At 47.8% G+C, this 20330-nt stretch carries 24 protein-coding genes and 1 tRNA gene; 9 read left to right on the top strand and 16 right to left on the bottom strand.

Translation table 11 applies throughout. From position 1 onward, the window contains the following. Positions 1 to 40: 40 nt before the first annotated feature. The 7 genes from H3L97_RS00595 to H3L97_RS00570 form a co-directional block, all read right to left on the bottom strand. Positions 41 to 625 (bottom strand): aminodeoxychorismate/anthranilate synthase component II, encoded by a 585-nt coding sequence (locus tag H3L97_RS00595; protein ID WP_097113975.1) that lies wholly within the window; start codon positions 623 to 625, stop codon positions 41 to 43. Positions 626 to 679: 54 nt separating this feature from the next. Next, the gene (locus H3L97_RS00590) at positions 680 to 988 is read right to left on the bottom strand and encodes an XRE family transcriptional regulator (protein ID WP_097113976.1); all 309 of its coding nucleotides are present in this window, start codon (positions 986 to 988) and stop codon (positions 680 to 682) included. Positions 989 to 992: 4 nt separating this feature from the next. Next, entirely contained in the window at positions 993 to 1367 is a 375-nt protein-coding gene (locus tag H3L97_RS00585; protein WP_097113977.1) for a type II toxin-antitoxin system RelE/ParE family toxin, read from the bottom strand. A gap of 76 nt (positions 1368 to 1443) precedes the next feature. Then, entirely contained in the window at positions 1444 to 2460 is a 1017-nt protein-coding gene (galE, locus tag H3L97_RS00580) for a UDP-glucose 4-epimerase GalE (protein WP_097113978.1), read from the bottom strand. A 22-nt stretch (positions 2461 to 2482) separates the two neighbouring features. Then, positions 2483 to 2611: a hypothetical protein gene (locus H3L97_RS11975; protein WP_257010986.1), complete on the bottom strand. Its 129-nt coding sequence runs from the start codon at positions 2609 to 2611 to the stop codon at positions 2483 to 2485. Positions 2612 to 2728: 117 nt separating this feature from the next. Then, a complete protein-coding gene (locus H3L97_RS00575; protein WP_097113979.1) occupies positions 2729 to 2929 on the bottom strand; it encodes a hypothetical protein in 201 nt (66 codons plus the stop codon). Between the two features lie 44 nt (positions 2930 to 2973). Further along, positions 2974 to 3933 carry a beta-ketoacyl-ACP synthase III gene (locus H3L97_RS00570; protein WP_097113980.1) on the bottom strand — a complete coding sequence of 320 codons (960 nt, stop codon included), beginning with the start codon at positions 3931 to 3933 and terminating at the stop codon, positions 2974 to 2976. Between the two features lie 113 nt (positions 3934 to 4046). Between H3L97_RS00570 and gloA the strand changes: the two genes are divergently transcribed. Beyond that, positions 4047 to 4454 carry a lactoylglutathione lyase gene (gene gloA / locus H3L97_RS00565; protein ID WP_097113981.1) on the top strand — a complete coding sequence of 136 codons (408 nt, stop codon included), beginning with the start codon at positions 4047 to 4049 and terminating at the stop codon, positions 4452 to 4454. Positions 4455 to 4918: 464 nt separating this feature from the next. On the opposite strand, the gene H3L97_RS00560 is transcribed toward gloA, so the two are convergent. The 5 genes from H3L97_RS00560 to H3L97_RS00540 form a co-directional block, all read right to left on the bottom strand. Then, on the bottom strand, positions 4919 to 5728 hold the full coding sequence (locus H3L97_RS00560; protein ID WP_097113982.1) for a glycosyltransferase family 2 protein: 810 nt from the start codon (positions 5726 to 5728) through the stop codon (positions 4919 to 4921). A 258-nt stretch (positions 5729 to 5986) separates the two neighbouring features. Beyond that, positions 5987 to 7309: a tRNA (N6-isopentenyl adenosine(37)-C2)-methylthiotransferase MiaB gene (gene miaB, locus H3L97_RS00555; protein WP_034291653.1), complete on the bottom strand. Its 1323-nt coding sequence runs from the start codon at positions 7307 to 7309 to the stop codon at positions 5987 to 5989. Between the two features lie 149 nt (positions 7310 to 7458). Further along, positions 7459 to 8265 (bottom strand): substrate-binding periplasmic protein, encoded by an 807-nt coding sequence (locus H3L97_RS00550; protein ID WP_097113983.1) that lies wholly within the window; start codon positions 8263 to 8265, stop codon positions 7459 to 7461. Between the two features lie 69 nt (positions 8266 to 8334). Next, a complete protein-coding gene (locus tag H3L97_RS00545; RefSeq protein WP_097113984.1) occupies positions 8335 to 9432 on the bottom strand; it encodes an acyltransferase family protein in 1098 nt (365 codons plus the stop codon). Positions 9433 to 9638: 206 nt separating this feature from the next. Further along, positions 9639 to 10058 carry a DciA family protein gene (locus tag H3L97_RS00540; RefSeq protein WP_097113985.1) on the bottom strand — a complete coding sequence of 140 codons (420 nt, stop codon included), beginning with the start codon at positions 10056 to 10058 and terminating at the stop codon, positions 9639 to 9641. A 232-nt stretch (positions 10059 to 10290) separates the two neighbouring features. Between H3L97_RS00540 and dnaK the strand changes: the two genes are divergently transcribed. Beyond that, the gene (gene dnaK, locus H3L97_RS00535) at positions 10291 to 12219 is read left to right on the top strand and encodes a molecular chaperone DnaK (RefSeq protein WP_097113986.1); all 1929 of its coding nucleotides are present in this window, start codon (positions 10291 to 10293) and stop codon (positions 12217 to 12219) included. Between the two features lie 99 nt (positions 12220 to 12318). On the opposite strand, the gene H3L97_RS00530 is transcribed toward dnaK, so the two are convergent. After that, positions 12319 to 12394 (bottom strand) — tRNA-Ile (locus tag H3L97_RS00530). A 173-nt stretch (positions 12395 to 12567) separates the two neighbouring features. Here H3L97_RS00530 and rpsO point away from each other — a divergent pair. Both rpsO and H3L97_RS00520 read left to right on the top strand, forming a co-directional pair. Then, positions 12568 to 12837: a 30S ribosomal protein S15 gene (gene rpsO, locus H3L97_RS00525; RefSeq protein WP_097113987.1), complete on the top strand. Its 270-nt coding sequence runs from the start codon at positions 12568 to 12570 to the stop codon at positions 12835 to 12837. A 64-nt stretch (positions 12838 to 12901) separates the two neighbouring features. Next, positions 12902 to 13441 carry a glutathione peroxidase gene (locus tag H3L97_RS00520; protein WP_097113988.1) on the top strand — a complete coding sequence of 180 codons (540 nt, stop codon included), beginning with the start codon at positions 12902 to 12904 and terminating at the stop codon, positions 13439 to 13441. A 59-nt stretch (positions 13442 to 13500) separates the two neighbouring features. On the opposite strand, the gene H3L97_RS00515 is transcribed toward H3L97_RS00520, so the two are convergent. Together H3L97_RS00515 and H3L97_RS11805 are read right to left on the bottom strand one after the other, a co-directional pair. Then, positions 13501 to 14091 (bottom strand): LysM peptidoglycan-binding domain-containing protein, encoded by a 591-nt coding sequence (locus tag H3L97_RS00515; protein ID WP_179655805.1) that lies wholly within the window; start codon positions 14089 to 14091, stop codon positions 13501 to 13503. 21 nt (positions 14092 to 14112) lie between these two features. After that, entirely contained in the window at positions 14113 to 15120 is a 1008-nt protein-coding gene (locus tag H3L97_RS11805; protein ID WP_097113990.1) for a LysM peptidoglycan-binding domain-containing protein, read from the bottom strand. A gap of 62 nt (positions 15121 to 15182) precedes the next feature. Between H3L97_RS11805 and H3L97_RS00505 the strand changes: the two genes are divergently transcribed. Further along, complete coding sequence (locus tag H3L97_RS00505) at positions 15183 to 15917, top strand: hypothetical protein (protein WP_097113991.1); 735 nt, start codon at positions 15183 to 15185, stop codon at positions 15915 to 15917. A gap of 3 nt (positions 15918 to 15920) precedes the next feature. Here H3L97_RS00505 and H3L97_RS11970 read toward each other — a convergent pair whose 3' ends face one another. Then, positions 15921 to 16052 (bottom strand): hypothetical protein, encoded by a 132-nt coding sequence (locus tag H3L97_RS11970; protein ID WP_257010988.1) that lies wholly within the window; start codon positions 16050 to 16052, stop codon positions 15921 to 15923. On the opposite strand from H3L97_RS11970, the gene mltA reads away from it, so the two are divergent. The 4 genes from mltA to H3L97_RS00485 all read left to right on the top strand — a co-directional run bounded on the left by mltA (position 16018) and on the right by H3L97_RS00485 (position 20175). Continuing rightward, positions 16018 to 17316 (top strand): murein transglycosylase A, encoded by a 1299-nt coding sequence (gene mltA / locus H3L97_RS00500; protein WP_097113992.1) that lies wholly within the window; start codon positions 16018 to 16020, stop codon positions 17314 to 17316. The genes H3L97_RS11970 and mltA overlap by 35 nt on opposite strands. Positions 17317 to 17665: 349 nt before the next feature. Beyond that, on the top strand, positions 17666 to 18232 hold the full coding sequence (locus tag H3L97_RS00495) for a biotin transporter BioY (protein ID WP_224446333.1): 567 nt from the start codon (positions 17666 to 17668) through the stop codon (positions 18230 to 18232). Between the two features lie 74 nt (positions 18233 to 18306). Then, complete coding sequence (locus H3L97_RS00490) at positions 18307 to 18735, top strand: DUF6314 family protein (RefSeq protein ID WP_097113993.1); 429 nt, start codon at positions 18307 to 18309, stop codon at positions 18733 to 18735. Between the two features lie 33 nt (positions 18736 to 18768). Beyond that, positions 18769 to 20175 carry a leucyl aminopeptidase gene (locus H3L97_RS00485; RefSeq protein WP_097113994.1) on the top strand — a complete coding sequence of 469 codons (1407 nt, stop codon included), beginning with the start codon at positions 18769 to 18771 and terminating at the stop codon, positions 20173 to 20175. Positions 20176 to 20330 lie beyond the last annotated feature (155 nt).

Here is a 20330-nt window from a genome sequence, read left to right as displayed (position 1 = left end):
CCCCGCCAGCAGGGGAGGGAACAGATTGCTGGCAAGTATTTCAGGCAGCCTGAAAATCGGCAAACTCGTCCAAAAAGTTTTTCAACATATCGTGTCCATGTTCGGTGAGCAAGCCTTCGGGGTGGAATTGCACGCCTTCAATGGGATAATCGCGGTGGCGCACGCCCATGATTTCGCCATCTTCCGTCCACGCGGTGATGATGAGGTGTTCAGGCAGCGTTTCGCGTTCAATCACCAAACTGTGGTAGCGCGTACAAATCACAGGGTTGGGCAAGTCTTTGAATACGCCCACATTTTCGTGAAACACGGGCGAAGTTTTGCCGTGCATCAGCGTTTTGGCGCGAATCACTTTGCCACCAAAGGCTTCGCCTATGGTTTGGTGTCCCAAGCACACGCCCAAAATGGGGATTTTGCCCGCAAAATGCTGCATGGCAGCAACGGAAATGCCCGCTTCTTTGGGCGAACAAGGACCAGGCCCAATGACCAAATAGCGCGGATTGAGCGCGGCAATCTCGTCCAGCGTGATTTCATCGTTGCAGCGCACCACCACTTCTTGCCCCAGTTGTGCCAGATATTGCACGATGTTGTAGGTGAAACTGTCGTAATTGTCTAAAAATAAAATCATGATTTTGAAATGTCTTTTTTGTTAAATGCTTTTTCAGGCTGCCTGAAAACCGAATCAAATATGTGAAAAATTGCTGATTTTCACATCGCCATCATCAAATTTGGCGGTGATTTCCAATGTGCCGCCCATGGCTTCAATGTGGCTGCGTAAAGTGGAAATGTACATATCGGTGCGGCGTTCCATTTTGGCAATGGCGGGCTGTTGAACATTCAAAATTTCAGCCAATACCTGTTGCGACAAGCCACGCGCTTGACGCAATTCATGTAAAGGCATTTCTTGAATGTGTTGTTGCGTTAATTGTGTGGCGCGTTCTTGGGCTTGGGCAGACATTTTGTTGCGTAATGTGGAAAAATTTTTTGCCATGATGTTATCCTTTTTTCGGTGAAACAACGTTTTCGGCTGCCAATGTAGCCAAATGATTTTGAAATAATTTTTCAGCAATGGGTACATGAATTTCATACCAACGGTTGTTGCCCGTTTTGTCGCCACCCAGCAGCAAAATGGCATGGCGAACGGGGTCAAAGGCGTACAAAACGCGATAGGGTTTGCCTTGATGTTGAATGCGTAATTCACGCATTTGTCCAAATTGACTGCCTTGAATTTGGCTGCAATGTGGAAAACGCAAATTGATGCCATATTCTTCCAATAAACCGACTGTGGCGGCAACCGAAACCTGTTCATCTTCGTTTAGGTTTTCCCACCATTGTTCAAATTCATCGGTGTATTCCACTTCGCATGACATGATTGTGCTTTCTTTATTCCGTAAAAGGAATAAATCATAACACAAAACGGACTTTCATTTTCAGGCTGCCTGAAACTCAATCATCATACCCATTGGGATTGTGTGATTGCCAACGCCAAGCGTCTGCCATCATGGTCGCCAAATCGCGTTCGGCACGCCAACCGAGTTCGGTGGCGGCTTTGGTGGGGTCGGCATAACACACGGCAATGTCGCCAGCGCGGCGTGGTTTCATCGCGTATTTCACGGTTTGCCCAGACGCTTGTTCAAATGCTTTCACAATGTCCAACACGGAATAGCCCACGCCTGTACCCAAATTGTAAATGTGAACGCCAGCCGTTTTGGCTTTTGCGTCAAGGGCTTTCAAATGACCCATCGCCAAATCCACCACATGAATGTAATCGCGTACGCCTGTGCCATCGTGGGTTGGATAATCATCGCCAAATACGGACAGTTCCGCCAATTTCCCTGCCGCCACTTGGCAAACGTAGGGCAACAAATTATTCGGTATGCCGTTGGGTTGTTCGCCAATTTTGCCGCTTTCGTGTGCGCCAATCGGGTTGAAATAGCGCAATAAAATCACGCTCCAACGGCTGTCGGCTGCCTGTAAATCCATCATCATGCGTTCCATCATGTATTTGGACGTGCCATAGGGGTTGGTTGTGCCGCCTGTGCGCGTGTTTTCGGTGATGGGGACGACTTCGGGGTCGCCATAAACCGTTGCCGATGAGCTGAACACAATGCTGAACACGCCTGCTTTTTGCATTTCTTCCAGCAAAATCAGGCTGCCTGAAACGTTGTTGTCGTAATAACGCAAGGGTTGCGCCACGCTTTCGCCCACCGCTTTGAGCGCGGCAAAGTGCATGACGCTGTCAATGGCGTGCTGCGAAAAAATCTTTTGCAATAAGGCTCTGTCGCGAATGTCGCCTTGGTAGAAGGTGGGCGTTGTGCCTGTGATGTCGTGAATGCGGTTCAACACTTTGGGCGATGAATTGGATAAATTGTCCAAAATAATGGGCGTGTGTCCTGCGTTGAGCAACGCCACAACGGTGTGCGCGCCAATAAAGCCTGTGCCGCCTGTTACGAGTATGTTCATGGTTTTTCCTTTATTTTTTATTTTAAAAATGGGTTTTCAGGCTGCCTTTCACTACCCTACAAAAATAAACATTGCCCACAATCGTTGAGATGACGCAACCTGCTCCCTCTCCTTTGGGAGAGGGCTGGGGAGAGGGAAAATCGTTGAGCATCGCCAGTTTTCCCCTCTCCCTAACCCTCTCCCAAAGGAGAGGGGACAGATGGGTGGCAAGCAAAAATTTGTAGGGTAATGAAAGGCTGCCTGAAAATTTGGATTAAGAAACGTCATGCTATTCATCGCGCATTGCCCTTTGATATGCCACAGGGTCGGTGTTTTCAAATGCCGCGATTTGGGATGTGGTTTTGAAAAAATCCGTTAATAAAACATCATCTTGCTTTGCCCAGCGTGTAATCAATTCGTTGATGCTCACGCCTTGTGCTTGATGAATAATGGCTTGTTCAATGTGTGGTGGTAAATCCAATGTCAGCATATTTTCCCTTTCAGGCAGCCTGAAACCAAAATTTCACAAAAAAATCAATATTGAATCAACACCGCGCCCCACGCAAAACCGCCACCTATGCCTTCCAACAACAATTTTTGTCCGCGCTGAATGCGACCGTCTTGAATGCCCGCGTCCAAAGCCAAAGGTATGGACGCGGCTGATGTGTTGGCGTGTTCTTGCACGGTCAAAATCACTTTGTCCATGCTCAAATTCAAATGTTTGGCGGTGGCTTCAATGATGCGGCGGTTGGCTTGGTGGGGAATGAGCCAGTCAATTTGCTCTTTGCTGTGATGGGATTCGCGCAACACTTGGTCGGCTACGGCAGAAAGTTGCTTCACGGCAAATTTGAACACGCCTTGCCCGTCCATTTTCACAAAGGGCGAACCGCAAATTTGCCCTTCGCACATTTGCGCTGGCACTTGCAGCAAATCCAAATGCGCCCCATCGGCGTGCAAACGGCTGTGAATGATGCCCGCTTCATCGCTCGCGCCCAGCACCACCGCGCCTGCGCCATCGCCAAACAACACGCAAGTGGCACGGTCGTTCCAATCCACAATGCGGCTGAAAATGTCTGCGCCAATGACCAAGGCTTTGCTTACCATGCCGCTTTGAATGTAGGCTTGGGCGGTGGTCAGCGCGTACATGAATCCAGCACACACCGCTTGCACGTCAAAAGCGGGGCAGCCTGCTATGCCCAATTTGTGTTGCACAATGGTGGCGGTGGCAGGAAACTGCATATCGGGCGTGGTGGTTGCCAACACGATTAAGTCAATTTCATCGGCAGACATTTTGGCATTGTGCAAGGCTTTTAAGGCTGCCTGAACCGCCAAATCGCTGGTTTTTTCGTGTTCGGCGGCGATGTGTCGCGCTTTAATGCCTGTGCGCGTGGTAATCCATTCATCTGATGTGTCAATGCGTTGGGCTAAATCGTCATTGCTAACGCGGTTGGAGGGCAAATGGCTGCCTGAACCCAAAATTTTGGCATATTGCATGGCGTGTATCCTTGTCAATGGTTTTTTGTTAAACAAGATTGTAGTGCAAAATGCGGATTTTGTTTGTGCTAAAATGCGCGTTTTCACAATAATTGATAAAAAGGAACACAAAAATGCGTATTTTGCACACCATGTTGCGCGTGGGTGATTTGGATAAGTCGTTGAATTTTTATACAGAAGTTTTGGGCATGAAATTGTTGCGCCGCAAAGATTATCCCGAAGGCAAATTCACATTGGCATTCGTGGGCTATGGCGAAGAAAGCGAAACCGCCGTATTGGAACTGACCCACAACTGGGACACCAGCAGCTACGACATCGGCACAGGCTACGGACACATCGCCATTGAAGTGGACGATGCCTATGCCGCTTGCGATGCGGTACGCGCCAAAGGCGGCAAAGTGGTGCGCGAGGCAGGGGCAATGAAACACGGCACCACCGTCATCGCCTTTGTGGAAGACCCAGACGGCTACAAAATTGAATTCATTCAAAAACAAAGCGGTGCGGATACTTATTCTGCTTAATCGGTCAAAATGTTTCAGGCAGCCTGAATGTGATTTTCAGGCTGAAACTTTTGCAAAACCCACTTGCAAGCTGACGTAGGGGCGGATTTCATATCCGCCCTTTTTTCAATTTATTGATGAAAATGAAAATTGCCACAAGCTCAAACGGGGCAGATATGAAATCTGCCCCTACGAACCGATTTTTGCAAAAGTTTCAGGCTGCCTTTTACTGTTTCCACCAAAAAGTTTTTTTGCCTTCGGCGACTGACTTTTTAAAAAAGTAAGCCAAATAAATCCATGCTCAACGATTTGCGTCTCAACAGCACTTTCAGGCAGCCTGAAAACAACAAAATACTGTTTTTCATCAATAAAATAGATGTATTTTAAGGTGTTTGGCTTACTTTTTTAAAAAGTAGGTCGCCCGCGCGAAATCCCAAAACACCCCATTTTATTTTTTGTGGCGCAGCGAAAGGCTGCCTGAAACCTCATTTTTGCAGAAACACATCAACGCCATTTTCACAGCGCGTCAATTTTTGCGATAAAGTTTGGCTTAACAAGGCTTCATTGCGCGGCAAAGCGGCGCGGTCGGATTCCTTGTGCCACAAATGATACGCCACGCCAGCCCAGCGCAAATTGGCACGTTGCATCCCAGCGTGTTGCAAACGGGCGGCAAATTCATCGTCTTCGCGCCCCCAGCCCACAAATTCATTGTTAAAACCATTGATTCGCAAAGCGTCTTCACGAAACACCGCCAAATTGCACGTTTTAACCGACTTTTTGCTTTTGCCCAAACACCGCGCCCAATAGCGACTCAAAAACGGCAAACGCCAAGTGGCGTGTTTTTTCAAAACCCCAGCGTGGCTGCCTGAAATCACACAGGGATTGGGCAAAGGTTGCGCCAAAATTTCAGCCGTCAAATCTTCCGTCAGCAAAACACGGCTGCCTTGAACCCAAAAGCCTTTTTTGGCAATACGCAGGTGGTCGGCAACAAATTCGGGGTGCAGGAGCATATCGCCATCAATCATGATGATGTAATCGCACTTTGCCAATGCCAAAGCCCGATTGCGACTTTGCGCGGCACGAAAGCCATCGTCAGGTTGCCATGCGTGGTGCAGGGGCATGGGCGATTGCTTGGCGGCTGCCTGAATCACTTGCGCGGTGCGTTCGTCCGAGCCGTCATCGGCGATGATGATTTCATCGGGCAAGCGGCTTTGTTGCATTGCCGATTGCAAAACGTGCGCCAAAGCGTCAGGGCGATTGTAAGTTGTGATAATCAAAGCAACCGTAAACGACATAAATCAATCCTTTTTACAAACAAATGGTTTTTCAGGCTGCCTGCGTTGAAAAAATCAATACAGACAGCCTGAAAATTGTGATTCTAATGCGAGTTTGGGATAAAAGTCATTGATAAATTTAAGTAACTTTACTCCCTCGCCCTGTGGGAGAGGGCTGGGGAGAGGGCATGCTGCTCAAAGCCCTCTCTCCAACGCTTTCCCACAGGGAGAGAGGGTTGATTTATTGGCGCATTGACAGTTACTTATCCCGAGTTCACCTTATTCCACCAATTCGCCACGCAAACTGAACGTAAACGCTTCCGTGATTTCAATTTCCACCATTTGGTTAATCAGCGACACATCGCCAAAAAAATTGACCACGCGATTATTGGCGGTACGCGCTTGCAACATATCAGGGTCTTTTTTGGACACGCCTTCCACCAAGCAGCGTTGGATTGTGCCGAGCATGGTTTGGTTGATGCGTGCCGTTTCCGCCTCAATCACTTCGTTCAAGGCTTCCAAGCGGCGGACTTTTTCTTCGTGGGGCGTATCGTCTGGCAGATTCGCGGCTGGTGTACCAGGGCGTGGGCTGTAAATGAACACAAAACTCAAATCAAAAGCAATGTCTTTAACCAATTTCAAAGTTTGCTCAAATTCGCGTTCCGTTTCGCCTGGGAAACCGACAATGAAATCCGAACTCAAACACAAATCAGGGCGAATGGCACGCAATTTGCGGATAATGGATTTGTATTCCAAAGCCGTGTAGCCGCGTTTCATCGCGCTCAACACGCGGTCGGAGCCGCTTTGAATCGGCAAATGCAAATGCGACACCAATTTGGGCAAATCGCGGTAGCATTCAATAATCGCGTCTGAAAATTCGCGTGGGTGGCTGGTGGTGAAACGAATGCGCTCAATTTCAGGAATTTCATGCACAATCCGCAATAAAGTCGCAAAATCGCAAATTTCGCCATCGTCCATTGCACCGCGATAGGCGTTCACGTTTTGTCCCAACAGGTTGATTTCTTTCACGCCTTGTTGCGCCAAGCCCGCAATTTCCGTCAAAACATCATTGAGTGGACGCGAAAATTCTTCGCCGCGCGTATAAGGCACCACACAGAAACTGCAATATTTGGAGCAGCCTTCCATAATGGAAATGAACGCGCTGCCGCCTTCCACACGTGCAGGGGGCAGGTGGTCAAATTTTTCAATTTCGGGGAAAGAAATGTCCACTTGCGACAAGCCTGTGGTTTCCTTGTCCATAATCATTTTGGGCAAGCGGTGCAAAGTTTGAGGGCCAAACACCACGTCCACATAAGGGGCGCGTTGCACAATGGCTTCGCCCTCTTGGGATGCCACGCAACCGCCTACACCAATGATTAAATTGGGATTTTGTTTTTTCAGATGTTTTACGCGACCCAAATCGGAAAACACCTTTTCTTGCGCTTTTTCGCGCACCGAGCAGGTGTTGAACAAAATGATGTCGGCTTGTTCGGGTTCGGAAACCTGTTCCAATTCATCGCCTTCGGCTAATACGGAGAGCATTTTTTCGCTGTCGTATTCGTTCATTTGGCAGCCAAAGGTGCGGATAAAAACTTTTTTCATGGTTTGTGCTTTCGTCAGGTAGCCCGTAATTGCGGGGCTGATTCATCTGATTAAAAAAAATTTTTCAGGCTGCCTGAAAAACAAAAAGGCTGCCTGAAAAGGAATAAAACCGCGTATTATAAGGATTTTTATTGCAAAATCAAAATGATTTATTGCCATCTTTGCAAAATGCGTTCCAATTCGCCATTGGCTTTCAAATTGGTAATGCCTTGATTGATTTTTTGCAACAATTCGGTTTGGTCTTTGCGTACGCCAAAGATGATGTTTTCATTGGCATCCACATCGCTTTCAGTGCGTGGCAATTCTTTCAAATGGAATTGGTCTTTTTTATCGATAAATGATTGTCTGATGTAATAGCGAATCACGCTGCAATCGCTCATCATGGTGGGTATGGTGCCAGCCAAAAGTTGTTGCAAACCCTGATATTGACTGCGAACATACACAATATTGTCTCGCGCCACACCAAAGTTTTGCATTAAGTCTTCTTCTTCATCGTCTTCTTCGCGCAGGGCGACTTTGCGTTTGTGCCAATTATCCAAATTGCTGGGTTTGCTGGCTACCACGCAATCGGGCGCGCGCATATAAGGTATGCTGGCAACAATTTCTTCGGTGTTGTAATCGCTTTTGACCAAGCCACCGCCCACCATATCGGCATTGCCGCCTTTCAAATCGGTAAACATGACATCCCACACATAAGGCACATGGGTGATTTTGATGTTTTGGTCTTTGGCAATGGCTGCCAACACATCGGCTTCCAAACCGCTAATGGTGTTGTCGGGATTGTAAATATTGAACGGGGGATAGGGCTGGTTGGTGGTGCGAATGCGGTATTCTGCCACCGTTTGTTCGGCAGGCGCAGACGCGGCGGCAGGTGCAACTTCTTTTTCTTTGCCACACGCGCTCAATCCCAAACCCAAGACCACAGATAAGGCAATGGTTGGTATTTTAAACAACATAAATGGTTTTTTCCTTGTTAGATTGATTTTTTTGAAAAATGGCGTTTCAGGCAGCCTGAAAATCCGTTTTTATGATTTAAAAATCATTTTTTTGATGTGGCGCACATAAATTTCCGCCAATATGCCCGATACCAACAAAATCAAAGCGGCATACACGCTGACTTCCCACACGGGCAATTCGGTTTTGTGTAAAAAGTCCCGAAACCACACACCAAAAAAGCCCAAAATAATCCAATGGATACAATAAACCTGATTGATGTTTCTGCTTAAATTGAACATGGGCAAAAAAACTTTTTGCGGCAAAATCCGCAGCAACCAATGACACACGCCAAACCAGCCCACCACAAACATCAAAATGAAACTGGCATCAAGCAAATTCATGTAATAGTGTGAATTGGTTATTTCGCTGTTGTACATGCCCCATTCGGCATTCAGCGCAAACGCCATGTAGCCCACGCCCAAAATCATGCCAATGGGGGTGGCGTAGCGATAGAAACGGTCTTTATCGGCACATTTTTGCCACAACAAACCAAACAGATAGCCAAAAGTGGGAAAAATCAACCAATTCAAAAATGGGAAAAACGTTTCATCGCTGGCTGCCCAAAAATAGCCCAAAAATTGTTTGCCGATGTGGTTGTCTATGCTCATGCCCTGCAATGCCATGCCGAGCAATGAACACACCACCGCAACGATTGCCAACACTGTGGGGCTAAACCGATATTTAGCCGCCAAAGCAAAATACAAAAACGCCAAACCCGCAAATTGCAATATATCAACACTGACCAACCATGCAATTTCCGATTCGTAATCAAAATCTTGTGATAAGCCCACCGCTTTCCACACCGCAGGCAGCACAAAACGCACCACATTGAGCAAAAAACCAATGATGAGCAACTCAATGCCCCGTTTGGCAAAATGGCTGGCGGTGGCGTGTTTGGTGTACACCAAGCCAATGCCCAATGCCACCATAAACACGGGCGCAGCAAAAGGACCACCAAATACCTTTTCAATCAGCGTGGGCATAAGGGCTTCGCTGACCGATTCGGTTTCTTCCAGCGTATGCACCCAAGCCATGAACACAATCGCCAAGGCTTTGGCAAGGTCAAATTCAAGCTGCCTGCCTGTGTTGATTTTTTCGTTGGTAGAACAGTGTTTGAGTGTTGTCATGATTCAAATCCTGTGGTTGGGCAAATGTTTTCAGGCAGCCTGAAAACATTTTGGTGGCAAATCAACATTCATCGGTGGCAGTTTTGTGGCAAAAATCGACAATTTTTGTGCAAAAACCAAGGTTGTGTCTGAATGTTGGGTCATTTGCCACATTCAGCAATTTGATTGCCAAACTTTGGATTTGGGCTGGGCGATGAATTTTTCTTTTATGAACGATGTTGCGCCACCAAATTGCGTAAAGCCTGTGCCAGAGCAGGGGCGTGTGCCACCTGTTGTGCCGTGTGTTCAAACATATCCAGCACATTGGGGCTGAAATGACAATGTTTTTCGCGTGGCGGTTTGGGGGTTTCAGGCAGCATTTTCACGTCAATTTTGCCAATTTCATCGCCCAAATCCTGAATTTGCGGCAACAGCGCAGGCAACATCATTTTCAAACGCGAAGCCGCCATATTGTTTTTCGCAAACACCACCAACACCCCATTTTGCACACACGCCACGCGACAATGTTCACGCAAATTGGCGGGCAAAATTGCCTTCAACCGCTCGTCCAACTGAATAAAATAACGTGTACTTTGCCACAAATGCCGCAAAGCAGGCGAAGTTTGTGCGTATTGACCCAAATCCATAAATCATGCTGCCTGAAAAATTTAATTGATAAAACAAAGAAAACGCCCACCGAGCGCAATATTTTGCCGATTTTACCCTTGAAAAGCGGTTTGTGTCGCCTTATTTAGCGAAACATTGGGAACGGAACACATTTTCAGGCAGCCTGAAAACAGCAAAGCACTTGAAAAAAATCGTGTCGCACCCCACATGACAAACATCAATATAGAAAACCCATTTTTAGGAGCAAAGACTATGGCAAAAGTAATCGGTATTGACTTGGGTACCACCAACTCATGCGTGGCAATTTCCGAAAACGGACAAACCAAAGTAATTGAAAACGCAGAAGGCGCACGCACCACCCCTTCCATTATCGCGTATTTGGACGGTGGCGAAATTTTGGTGGGCGCGCCCGCCAAACGCCAAGCCGTTACCAACGCAAAAAACACCATTTATGCCGCCAAACGCTTGATTGGTCATAAATTTGAAGACAAAGAAGTACAACGCGACATTGAAACCATGCCCTTTGAAATCATCAAATCGGCAAATGGCGATGCGTGGGTTAAAGCACAAGGCAAAGAATTGTCGCCCCCACAAATTTCCGCCGAAGTGTTGCGCAAAATGAAAGAAGCGGCAGAAGCCTATTTGGGCGAAAAAGTAACCGAAGCCGTGGTAACCGTACCCGCCTACTTCAACGACAGCCAACGCCAAGCCACCAAAGACGCAGGTCGCATTGCAGGCTTGGACGTGAAACGCATCATCAACGAGCCAACCGCAGCCGCACTCGCATTCGGTATGGACAAAGTATCAGGTGGCGACCGCAAAATCGCGGTTTACGACTTGGGCGGTGGCACGTTTGACATTTCCATCATTGAAATTGCCGATATTGATGGCGACAAACAATTTGAAGTTTTGGCAACCAATGGCGACACCTTCTTGGGCGGCGAAGACTTTGACCAACGCATTATTGACCACATCATTGCCGAGTTCAAAAAAGAACAAGGCATTGATTTGAAAAACGATGTGATGGCTTTGCAACGCCTGAAAGAAGCCGCAGAAAAAGCCAAAATTGAATTGTCTAGCGGTCAGCAAACCGAAATCAATTTGCCTTACATCACAATGGATGCAACAGGTCCCAAACACTTGGCAATGAAAATCACCCGCGCCAAGTTTGAGGCTTTGGTAGAAGATTTGGTGGCACGTTCCATTGAACCTTGCCGCATTGCGTTGAAAGACGCAGGTTTGTCTGCCAGCGAAATTGACGATGTGATTTTGGTGGGCGGTCAAACCCGCATGCCCAAAGTGCAAGAAGCCGTAAAAGAATTTTTCGGCAAAGAACCACGCAAAGACGTGAACCCAGACGAAGCCGTTGCCGTGGGCGCAGCCATTCAAGGCGAAGTGTTGGGTGGTGGTCGCAATGACGTGTTGTTGTTGGACGTTACCCCATTGTCTTTGGGCATTGAAACCATGGGCGGTGTGATGACCAAACTCATCAACAAAAACACCACCATTCCCACCAAAGCATCGCAAGTGTTCTCCACTGCCGAAAACAATCAGGCTGCCGTAACCATTCATGTGTTGCAAGGCGAACGCGAACGCGCCTCGGGCAACAAATCTTTGGGTCAATTCAATTTGGGCGACATTCCGCCAGCACCACGCGGCGTGCCACAAATTGAAGTTACCTTTGACATTGACGCAAACGGCATTTTGCACGTTTCCGCCAAAGACAAAGGCACAGGCAAAGCAGCCAACATCACGATTCAAGGCTCTTCGGGTTTGAGCGAGGAAGAAATTGAACGCATGGTTAAAGACGCAGAAGCCAACGCCGCCGAAGACAAAAAATTGGTGGAATTGGTGCAAAGCCGCAACCAAGCAGAAGCCTTGATTCACTCTGTGAAAAAATCTTTGGAAGAACATGGCGACAAATTGTCTGCCGATGAAAAAGCCAAGATTGAAGAAGCCCTTGCTGCCACCGAAGAAGCCGTAAAAGGCGATGACAAAGCAGACATTGACGCGAAAACCGAAGCCTTGGGCAATGCCAGCCAAAAATTGGGCGAATTGGTTTACGCCAACATGGGTCAAGATGGCGAAAACCCTGCTGCTGACGCGACATCATCTGCCAAGAAAAAAGACGATGACATTGTGGACGCAGAATTTGAAGAAGTGAAAGACAAAAAAGACTAATTGGTCTTGACGGTCAATTCAGGCTGCCTGAACTGGGTTTTCAGGCAGCCTGAAACACAAAAAACCGCGTGAAACATTTGATTTCACGCGGTTTCAATTTGGTGGGTCGGGTGGGTTTCGAACCCACGACCAAGGGATTATGAGTCCCCTGCTCTAACCCCTGAGCTACCAACCCAATGGATTAAGAAACGCAATATTATAGCCTTAAATTTCATCATCGCCAAGCAAAAAATCCACCCACAAACGCAAAAAATTGTGGCATAATTCGTTTTTTCGGAGTTTGCACAGGTTTTTTGGCTTGGCAAACTTGTCTTGCCGCAAGGCGCAATTTTTTTAGGAATAAACAAAATGGCTCTGACCGTAGAACAAAAAGCGCAAATCGTTAAAGATTTCCAACGCAAAGAAGGCGATACTGGCTCTTCCGAAGTGCAAATCGCATTGCTGACTTTCCGCATCAACGACTTAACCCCCCACTTTAAAGCCAACCCCAAAGACGTACACAGTCGCCGTGGTTTGCTGAAAATGGTTAGCGCGCGCCGCCGCTTGTTGGCTTACTTGCGCCGCACCGATGCCGAAACTTACCGCAACGTGATTACCCGCTTGGGCTTGCGCAAATAATCCAAAAGCTGCCTGAAAATGTCGCAAAACGTTTTCAGGCAGCTTTTTTTGTGAGAAATCAATCATGTCTGCCATTTACGATTTGACTTTACGCACCGCCAAAGGCGACAACCTCAATTTGGGCGATTTTCGCGGCAAGGTTTTGTTGATTGTGAACACCGCCACGCGCTGCGGTTTAACGCCACAATATGAACAATTACAAGCCCTGCACACCAAATACGGTGAACAAGGTTTGGTGATTTTGGATTTTCCCTGCAATCAATTTCGTGAGCAAGCTCCTGAAAGTATTGATGAATATGCCCAAATTTGCCAAATGAAATTCGGCACGCAATTCACGATTTTTGACAAAATTGATGTGAATGGCGACCACGCCCACCCTTTGTATGTGTATTTGAAACAACAGCAGCCCAATGAAAAAAGCAGCAGTAAATTCAAAGATTTGCTGATTAAGTTGGCATCGTTGGGCGAAACGCGCGGCGAAAGCGACATCAAATGGAATTTCACCAAATTTTTGGTCAGCCGAAATGGTGATGTGGTGGCGCGTTTTGCCCCCAGCACCACGCCATTTGAAATGGAAGACGAGATTGTGTCGTTATTGGCATAATCTTGCGTAAAAATGGTTGAAATCCCGTTTTCAGGCTGCCTGAAAACAGGATTTTTGATTTATTCCTTGCCAAATTCTTGCATGCTCACACCGTTGTCATCGCGCAAATCAAACACGGGGTGCGCCAACACCAAAATCTGCCCCACAATGATTTTGTCATCGCGCAAATGATTGAGGATTTTCAATTTTTCCACGCTGATTTTGTTTTTGAGGGCGATTGCCGATAGGGTGTCGCCTGCCACCACGGTGTGTTGGGCAATGTTTTGATTTAAGGCGAATTTTTGGCGCAAATGCCGTTCACGCGCGCGCATTTTGTTGGATTCGCAGGCGGCAATCAACACGGGAACGTGGGCGGAATGATGATGTGGGTCGGCAGGGGCGCATTCGGTTTCTATCCACGTTTGCCACAATTTTTGTGATTTGACAAAATGTTGTTGTATGGTGCGGTCAAAAGCCAGTTTTTGTTGAACTTGTTTGACGGTTTGTGTGAGTTTTTTTTCTATGTCTTGATGATGTTGGGCGATGCAATTTGCCAATTCCATGCTGGGTTTGAGTGATTTGCATGGGCTGTCGTCCCATTCGTTGATTTCGGTTTCTTGGGCGATGGCAAGGCTGCTGCAACAGCATAATGTCATGAACAATTTTTTCATTTTCATTTTTTGGGGTGTGGTTTAGCGGCGTTGTGCGATTTGCTGGGCGAGGGTGCGGATTTCGTTGGCGGCACCCAAGCCATATTGTTGCATACTGGTTTGGTTTTTGTCGCTGGCATCAAAGTTGGGATTGACTGTGCCTTCTGATGCGCGACTGGGCCCGAGCAAATGTGCCATTTTCATGTAGGCGGCAATTTTGGCTAAATTGCCTTGCATGGCGCGTTTGGCGGCGGGGGTGGCGTATTGAATGTTGTTGTTGGTGTAGGCAACAAAGGCTTGGTGCTGAATATGGGGGTTGTTGAGAAAGTGCTGTTTGCTGTGTCCTGCTGCCCAGTTGCTGCTGTCGGCGATGAAGGCTTTGTGTATGCTGGCGTTGGCACCGTTTGCCAATTTGCTGCCGTGAATTTGTACGGCGGCTTGGTAGCGGCTGCGTTGGATTAAGCCTGCTTCCACCAAGGCGGCTGCGCCAAATTGGTACAAGCCAAGGTAGCCGTAGTCGTTTTCAATTTGGTGGCGGAAACGGGATTCGGTGTAGGCTACGTTGGCGGCGTAGGCGCGGGTTTCGTTGTCGCTCATGCCTGTGATGATGCCGCCTGTGAAGTTGATGCCAAATTGGATTTTTTGTTGGCTGATGCTGTCGGTGGGGGCTGGGCTGCTGCTGGGTGGGGTGTAGGAGGTGGCGTTGGTGTTGGGCGATGTGCGATTGATTTTTAAAATTTGACCCAATTTCAACACATTGTTTTTGAGCGCGTTGAGGGTTTTGAGCAGCGCAACGGTGATGCCGTATTTGCGGGCAATGGAAAACAGGGTTTCGCCTGCCTGAACGGTGTGGGTGCTGCCTGAAATGGGGTTGTTGGCGGTGGGTTTCGGGCTGCTGGCTGGGTTTTTTTGGACGATGAGGGTTTGCCCAATTTTCAAGTTGTTGTCTTTTAAGCCATTGAGTGCTTTCAGTTCATCTACGCTTAAACCGTATTTTTTGGCGATACCAAATAGGGTTTCGCCTTTGGCGACTTTGTGTGTGCTTGCCATGGTGGGGGTCTCGTTGAACAATCAGGCGGTCATTCTAATGGCATTTGGGTTGATTGGGCAATATGGCGATTTTTAACGGTATTTCACACAATGGTGTTTTACAATGCCTGATTTTGTGTGGGGGATACGAAATGCGTTGGGCTGTGTGGTTTTTTTTGGCGGCGATGATGCCTGTTCAGGCAGCCACCTACATTTGCGTTGTCAATGGCAAACCTGTTTATACCACGCAAAAAGTGGGCAGTTTGTGCGAAATTTCCGACATGAACGGCATAGGCGAAACGGGTAGGGCGGTGTTTGCGCCTGCACCCAAGGTGTCGGACGATGTGGCTTTGCCCCCCGAAAATGCCGCCGCGCTGCCTGAAATTGCGCCCCAAGAAAACGATGAGTTGTATCATTTGTGGCATGAATTGGAATATGGTGCTTACGATAAAGTGCCGATTGCGCCTGCTTTGTCTTTGCCACGCAGCCTGCCTGAAAAGCCGACTGTGGCAATGCCCAACAAATCGTCTTCTCATCAAAAAACGCCCGTTCAGGCAGCCACCGCGCCAAATCGGGTTCATGTTGCGCCCACTTTGCCGCAAATTCAGCGTTTCAACCGTGTGGGGGTGGGCATGTTGAATCGCCGTCAAATTTTGCAACAGGAATTGCAGCGCGAACAGGCTGCGCTCAACATTGCGCGTGAGCAGCTCGCCGCCGCACGCAAACGCAACGATGCCACCAGCGTACAAACATTGAGCAATGCGGTGCTTGACCGCGAACGCAATGTGTTGGCTTTAATGCGTGAAATCAAACGTTGAATTTCAGGCAGCCTGAAACGCAATTTCGTGCAAATATTCTTGGAATAATGCGTCATTTTGGCGATAATGTGCGTGTTTTTTCTTTCTTGTGGATTGTGTGATGAAATTACGCCATTTGACTTGTTTACTGCTCACGGCTGCTGCTTTGGCGGCTTGTACCAAAAAATCGCCGCCCAATTCCGTTTCGCCCACGTCCAATGCGGTTTCAGGCAGCCTGCCTTTGGGCTACGCGCACCGCAGCCCCGATGGGGTGGCAAGCTACACGGTGGTGGGCTTGAATCACATTCCCAACTGGCAAAATCAATCGTTTTCAGGCAGCCTGAGTGCCTTTCAAAAAGGCTGCCCCAAATTGCAAAACAAACCCGCTTGGGCAAACGTTTGCCGCATTGCCATGCAAACACACAACGACAATCAATCGGCAAAATCCTTTTTTGAACAAAACTTTACCGCATGGCAAGTGCGACACAATGGCAGCGAAAGCGGCACGGTAACAGGCTATTACGAACCCGTGTTGCACGGCGACAAATACGCCACGCCCACCGCCCGTTTCCCCATTTACGGTGTGCCAAACGACATGGTTTCGGTGAGTTTGCCCAACCATTTGCGCGGCAGCAAGGGCATGGTTCGCATCACACAAACAGGGCAAAATGCGGGCAAAATAGACGCAAATGGCGCATTTTCAGCGAATTTGGCGCAATTTCCCATAGGCGAACGCAGCAGCACAATTAAAGGGCGATTTGTCGGCAACCAATTTGTGCCATACTACACGCGCCACGACATCAATGGCGGTGCGCTCAACGGTCGCGCCCCCATTTTGGGCTACGCCAACGACCCTGTGGAATTGTTTTTCATGCACGTTCAAGGTTCAGGCAGGTTGCGTACGCCCAATGGCGAATTTATCCGCTTGGGTTTTGCCGATAAAAATGAATATCCCTATGTTTCCATTGGCAAATACATGGCAAATCGCGGCTATTTGCCTTTGGCGCAAACTTCCATGCAAGGCATCAAATCTTGGATAAGCCAAAACCCACAATATTTAGCCGAAGTGTTGGGACAAAACCCCAGCTATGTGTTTTTCAGGCAGCTAGACGGCAACAGCACCGATGGACCCATAGGCGCATTGGGTGTGCCATTGTCGGGCGAATATTCGGGTGCGGTGGACAAGCAATACATCACTTTGGGTGCGCCCATTTTCGTATCCACCACCCACCCCGACACGCGCCAAGCCTTGCAACGCCTGATTATGGCGCAAGACACAGGCAGCGCCATCAAAGGCGCGGTGCGTGTGGATTATTTTTGGGGATATGGCGACACGGCTGGCGCAACCGCAGGCAAAATGAAAAATGCAGGACAAGTGTGGCAACTGTTGCCACATGGCGTGATGCCGAATCAATATTGATTGAATCCATTTTTTATTGGGTAGTTGCAAGGCTGAAACTTTTACAAAACTCGGTTCGCAAGGGCAGATTTCATATTTGCCCTGTTTAGACTTGCAGAAATTTTTATTTTTGGGACACCATGTAGGGTGCAACTTGTTGCACCAAATTTATGTTTTATCAGGAAAATGGTGCAACAAGTTGCACCCTACACTCGTCCTATTTTTACATAAATTGAAAAGAGGCGGATATGAAATCCGCCTCTACATCAGTTTAAAAGTAGGTTTTGCAAAGGTTTCAGGCTGCCTGAATTTTGGGTACAATATTTTTCTTTTTTATTAACCACCCTGTTTATTTAGGAAAGGTGTTTACATGATGTATGCACAATTATCTGCTACAAAACAATGGGCTGCCAAAAATAAAACGGCGAGCTTCATTTTACAAACCGTGATTGGTGCCAATTTGGTGGCATTGTTGGCGCAAATTGCCATTCCCACGCCATTTGTGCACATTTCGGGGCAATCGTTGGGTGTGTTGCTGCTGGGCTTTGCGCTGGGACGCAATGCGGCGGTGGCAGCCATGTTGTTGTATTTATTGGAAGGCGCAATGGGCTTGCCCGTGTTTGCAGGCGGACGCGCAGGTGTGGGCGTTTTGATGGGCGCATCGGGGGGCTATTTGATTGGCTTTGTGGCAATGGCGGCGATTTTGGGCATGGCAAGCGACAAAGGCTGCCTGAAATCGGTGTGGCAAAGCGTGGCAGCCGCGATTGTGGCAACGGCTGTGATGTATGCCTTTGGTTTATTGCAACTTTCCTTTTTTGTGCCACAAGGCACGGTGTTGCAAAACGGCTTAATCCCCTTTATTTTGGGCGATTTGATTAAAGCGTGCTTGGCGTGTGGTTTGGTGATGCCCGCCTATCGCTTTTTTCAAAAATTGTGATTTTTCAATGATTTGATTTTTTCAGGCAGCTTGACGATGGTTTTCAGGCTGCCTGAATTTGATTGGGGCAAATCATGCTGTTGGGCATTCAAAACCGATTTCGTCAAATCACGAGTTTAACGTTCACATCGCGCAGCCAAGCAGGTTCGCAAATGAACTGGCACATGAACGGCACAGGCACAGTGGCGGTGCGCGAAACCCCACAAAGCCTTGATTTTGATGAAACCATTACCTTATCAAACGGGCGCATTGCCCATGACAAAAAGCGTTGGCGTTTTTCAGGCAGCCAACTTTATTTTGACCGTTTTCGCAATGGCGATTATGAGCAAATATTTGAATTTGCTTATCAAAATGGCGAATGGGTGTTGCAAAAACATTATTGGTGCGACCCCGATGATTACCACGCCAGTTTACAAATTGAACCACAACTTATTGTTTTCACAATATATGTTCACAGCAGCCGCAAAAATGAATGTTTGCGCTATGAATATGTGGCAAAATAAACGTTTTCTTGTTCTTGTTTTTGGAGTTGTTCCATGAATTTCACTTTATCAAAAAATCCAACACAAAAATCACAACTGTTTGTTTGTACAGAATTGAGTCAGCTCAACGATGAACACGCACAAATCGTGTTTGGCGAATTGGGCGAAAAAGACAGCTTTGCCAGTGCCAATTTGATTGTTTCAGGCAGCCTGAAAAACATTGCCGTGTTGCGTTTTGCCGATTTGAAAACCGAAACCTTGCAAAAAGCCGCCAAAGAAGCCGCCGTATGGTTGGCAAAACAAGAAAGCGCGTCTGTGCAAATTCAACCATTTTGCCATGTGGACAGCCCCCGTGTGGTGGAAACGCTGGTGGCGGCAGTGGGCGAGGCGGTTTATCGTTTTGATTATTATAAAAAAGAAAGCAATCCTGCCAAATTGCAAGCCATTGAATTTGTGCATGAAAAGCACGAAAATGAAATTCAGGCAGCCTTAATTCAAGCGCAGGCTTTGTTGGCAGGCGTGAATTTGTGCAAAGACTTGGGCAACACCGCCCCCAATGTTTGCACGCCCACTTATTTAGCCGAAACCGCCGCCGCCGAAGCCCAAGCCCTTGGCGCAGACGCCAAAATCTTGGGCAAAGATTACATTCAAGCCCATATGCCCTCTTTTTGGGGCGTGGCAAAAGGCAGCGTGCAAGAACCCAAATTATTGGAATTGAAATACTTTGGCGCAGCAGACCAATCAGCTGAACCCATTGTGTTGGTGGGCAAAGGCTTGACCTTTGACAGTGGCGGCATTTCGCTCAAACCAGGTGAGGCGATGGACGAGATGAAATACGATATGTGCGGTGCAGCAACCGTGATTGGCACATTCATCGCGGCGGTTAAAGCCAAGCTGCCCATCAACTTGGTGGTGGTGGTTGCCACTTGCGAAAATATGCCAGACGCAGCCGCCGCCAAACCAGGCGACATCGTTAAAGCCATGAACGGCACCACCATTGAAAACCTGAACACAGACGCAGAAGGGCGTTTGGTGTTGTGCGATGCGCTCACTTATGTGGAACAAAATTTCAAACCCAAAGCCGTGATTGATGTGGCAACTTTAACGGGCGCGTGCATCATTGCACTGGGTCATGTGGCAAGCGGCTTGATGGCAAACAATCAAGAACTTGCCGAAGCATTGTTGCAGGCAGCCCGCGACAGCAACGACAAAGCATGGCAAATGCCCTTGTTCCCCGAATACAAAGAGCAACTGAAATCCAATTTTGCCGATTTGCAAAACATTGGCGGTCGTCCTGCTGGCACGATTACGGCTGGCACGTTCTTGGCGCATTTTGCCGAAAACATGACTTGGGCGCATTTGGACATTGCTGGCACAGCATGGAAATCGGGGGCGGCAAAAGGGGCAACAGGTCGCCCAGTACCTTTGTTGGTGCAATATTTGCGCAATCAAGTGAAATGAGTTTTAGGGTAAACCAAATACAAACTGGGGCAATGTAGGGTACAACTTATTGTATCCAATCCATGTTTTATCAGGAAAATGGTGCAACAAGTGGCACCCTACACTTGTCTTATTTTGAAATGAATTAACCCTAAATTGAACAAGGGGCGGATATG

Origin of the sequence: Alysiella filiformis (genome assembly GCF_014054525.1) — a bacterium.
GTDB classification, from domain to species: Bacteria; Pseudomonadota; Gammaproteobacteria; order Burkholderiales; family Neisseriaceae; genus Simonsiella; species Simonsiella filiformis.
Note: the sequence above shows the minus strand (reverse complement) of the source record. Positions and strands in the feature narration are given on the sequence as shown.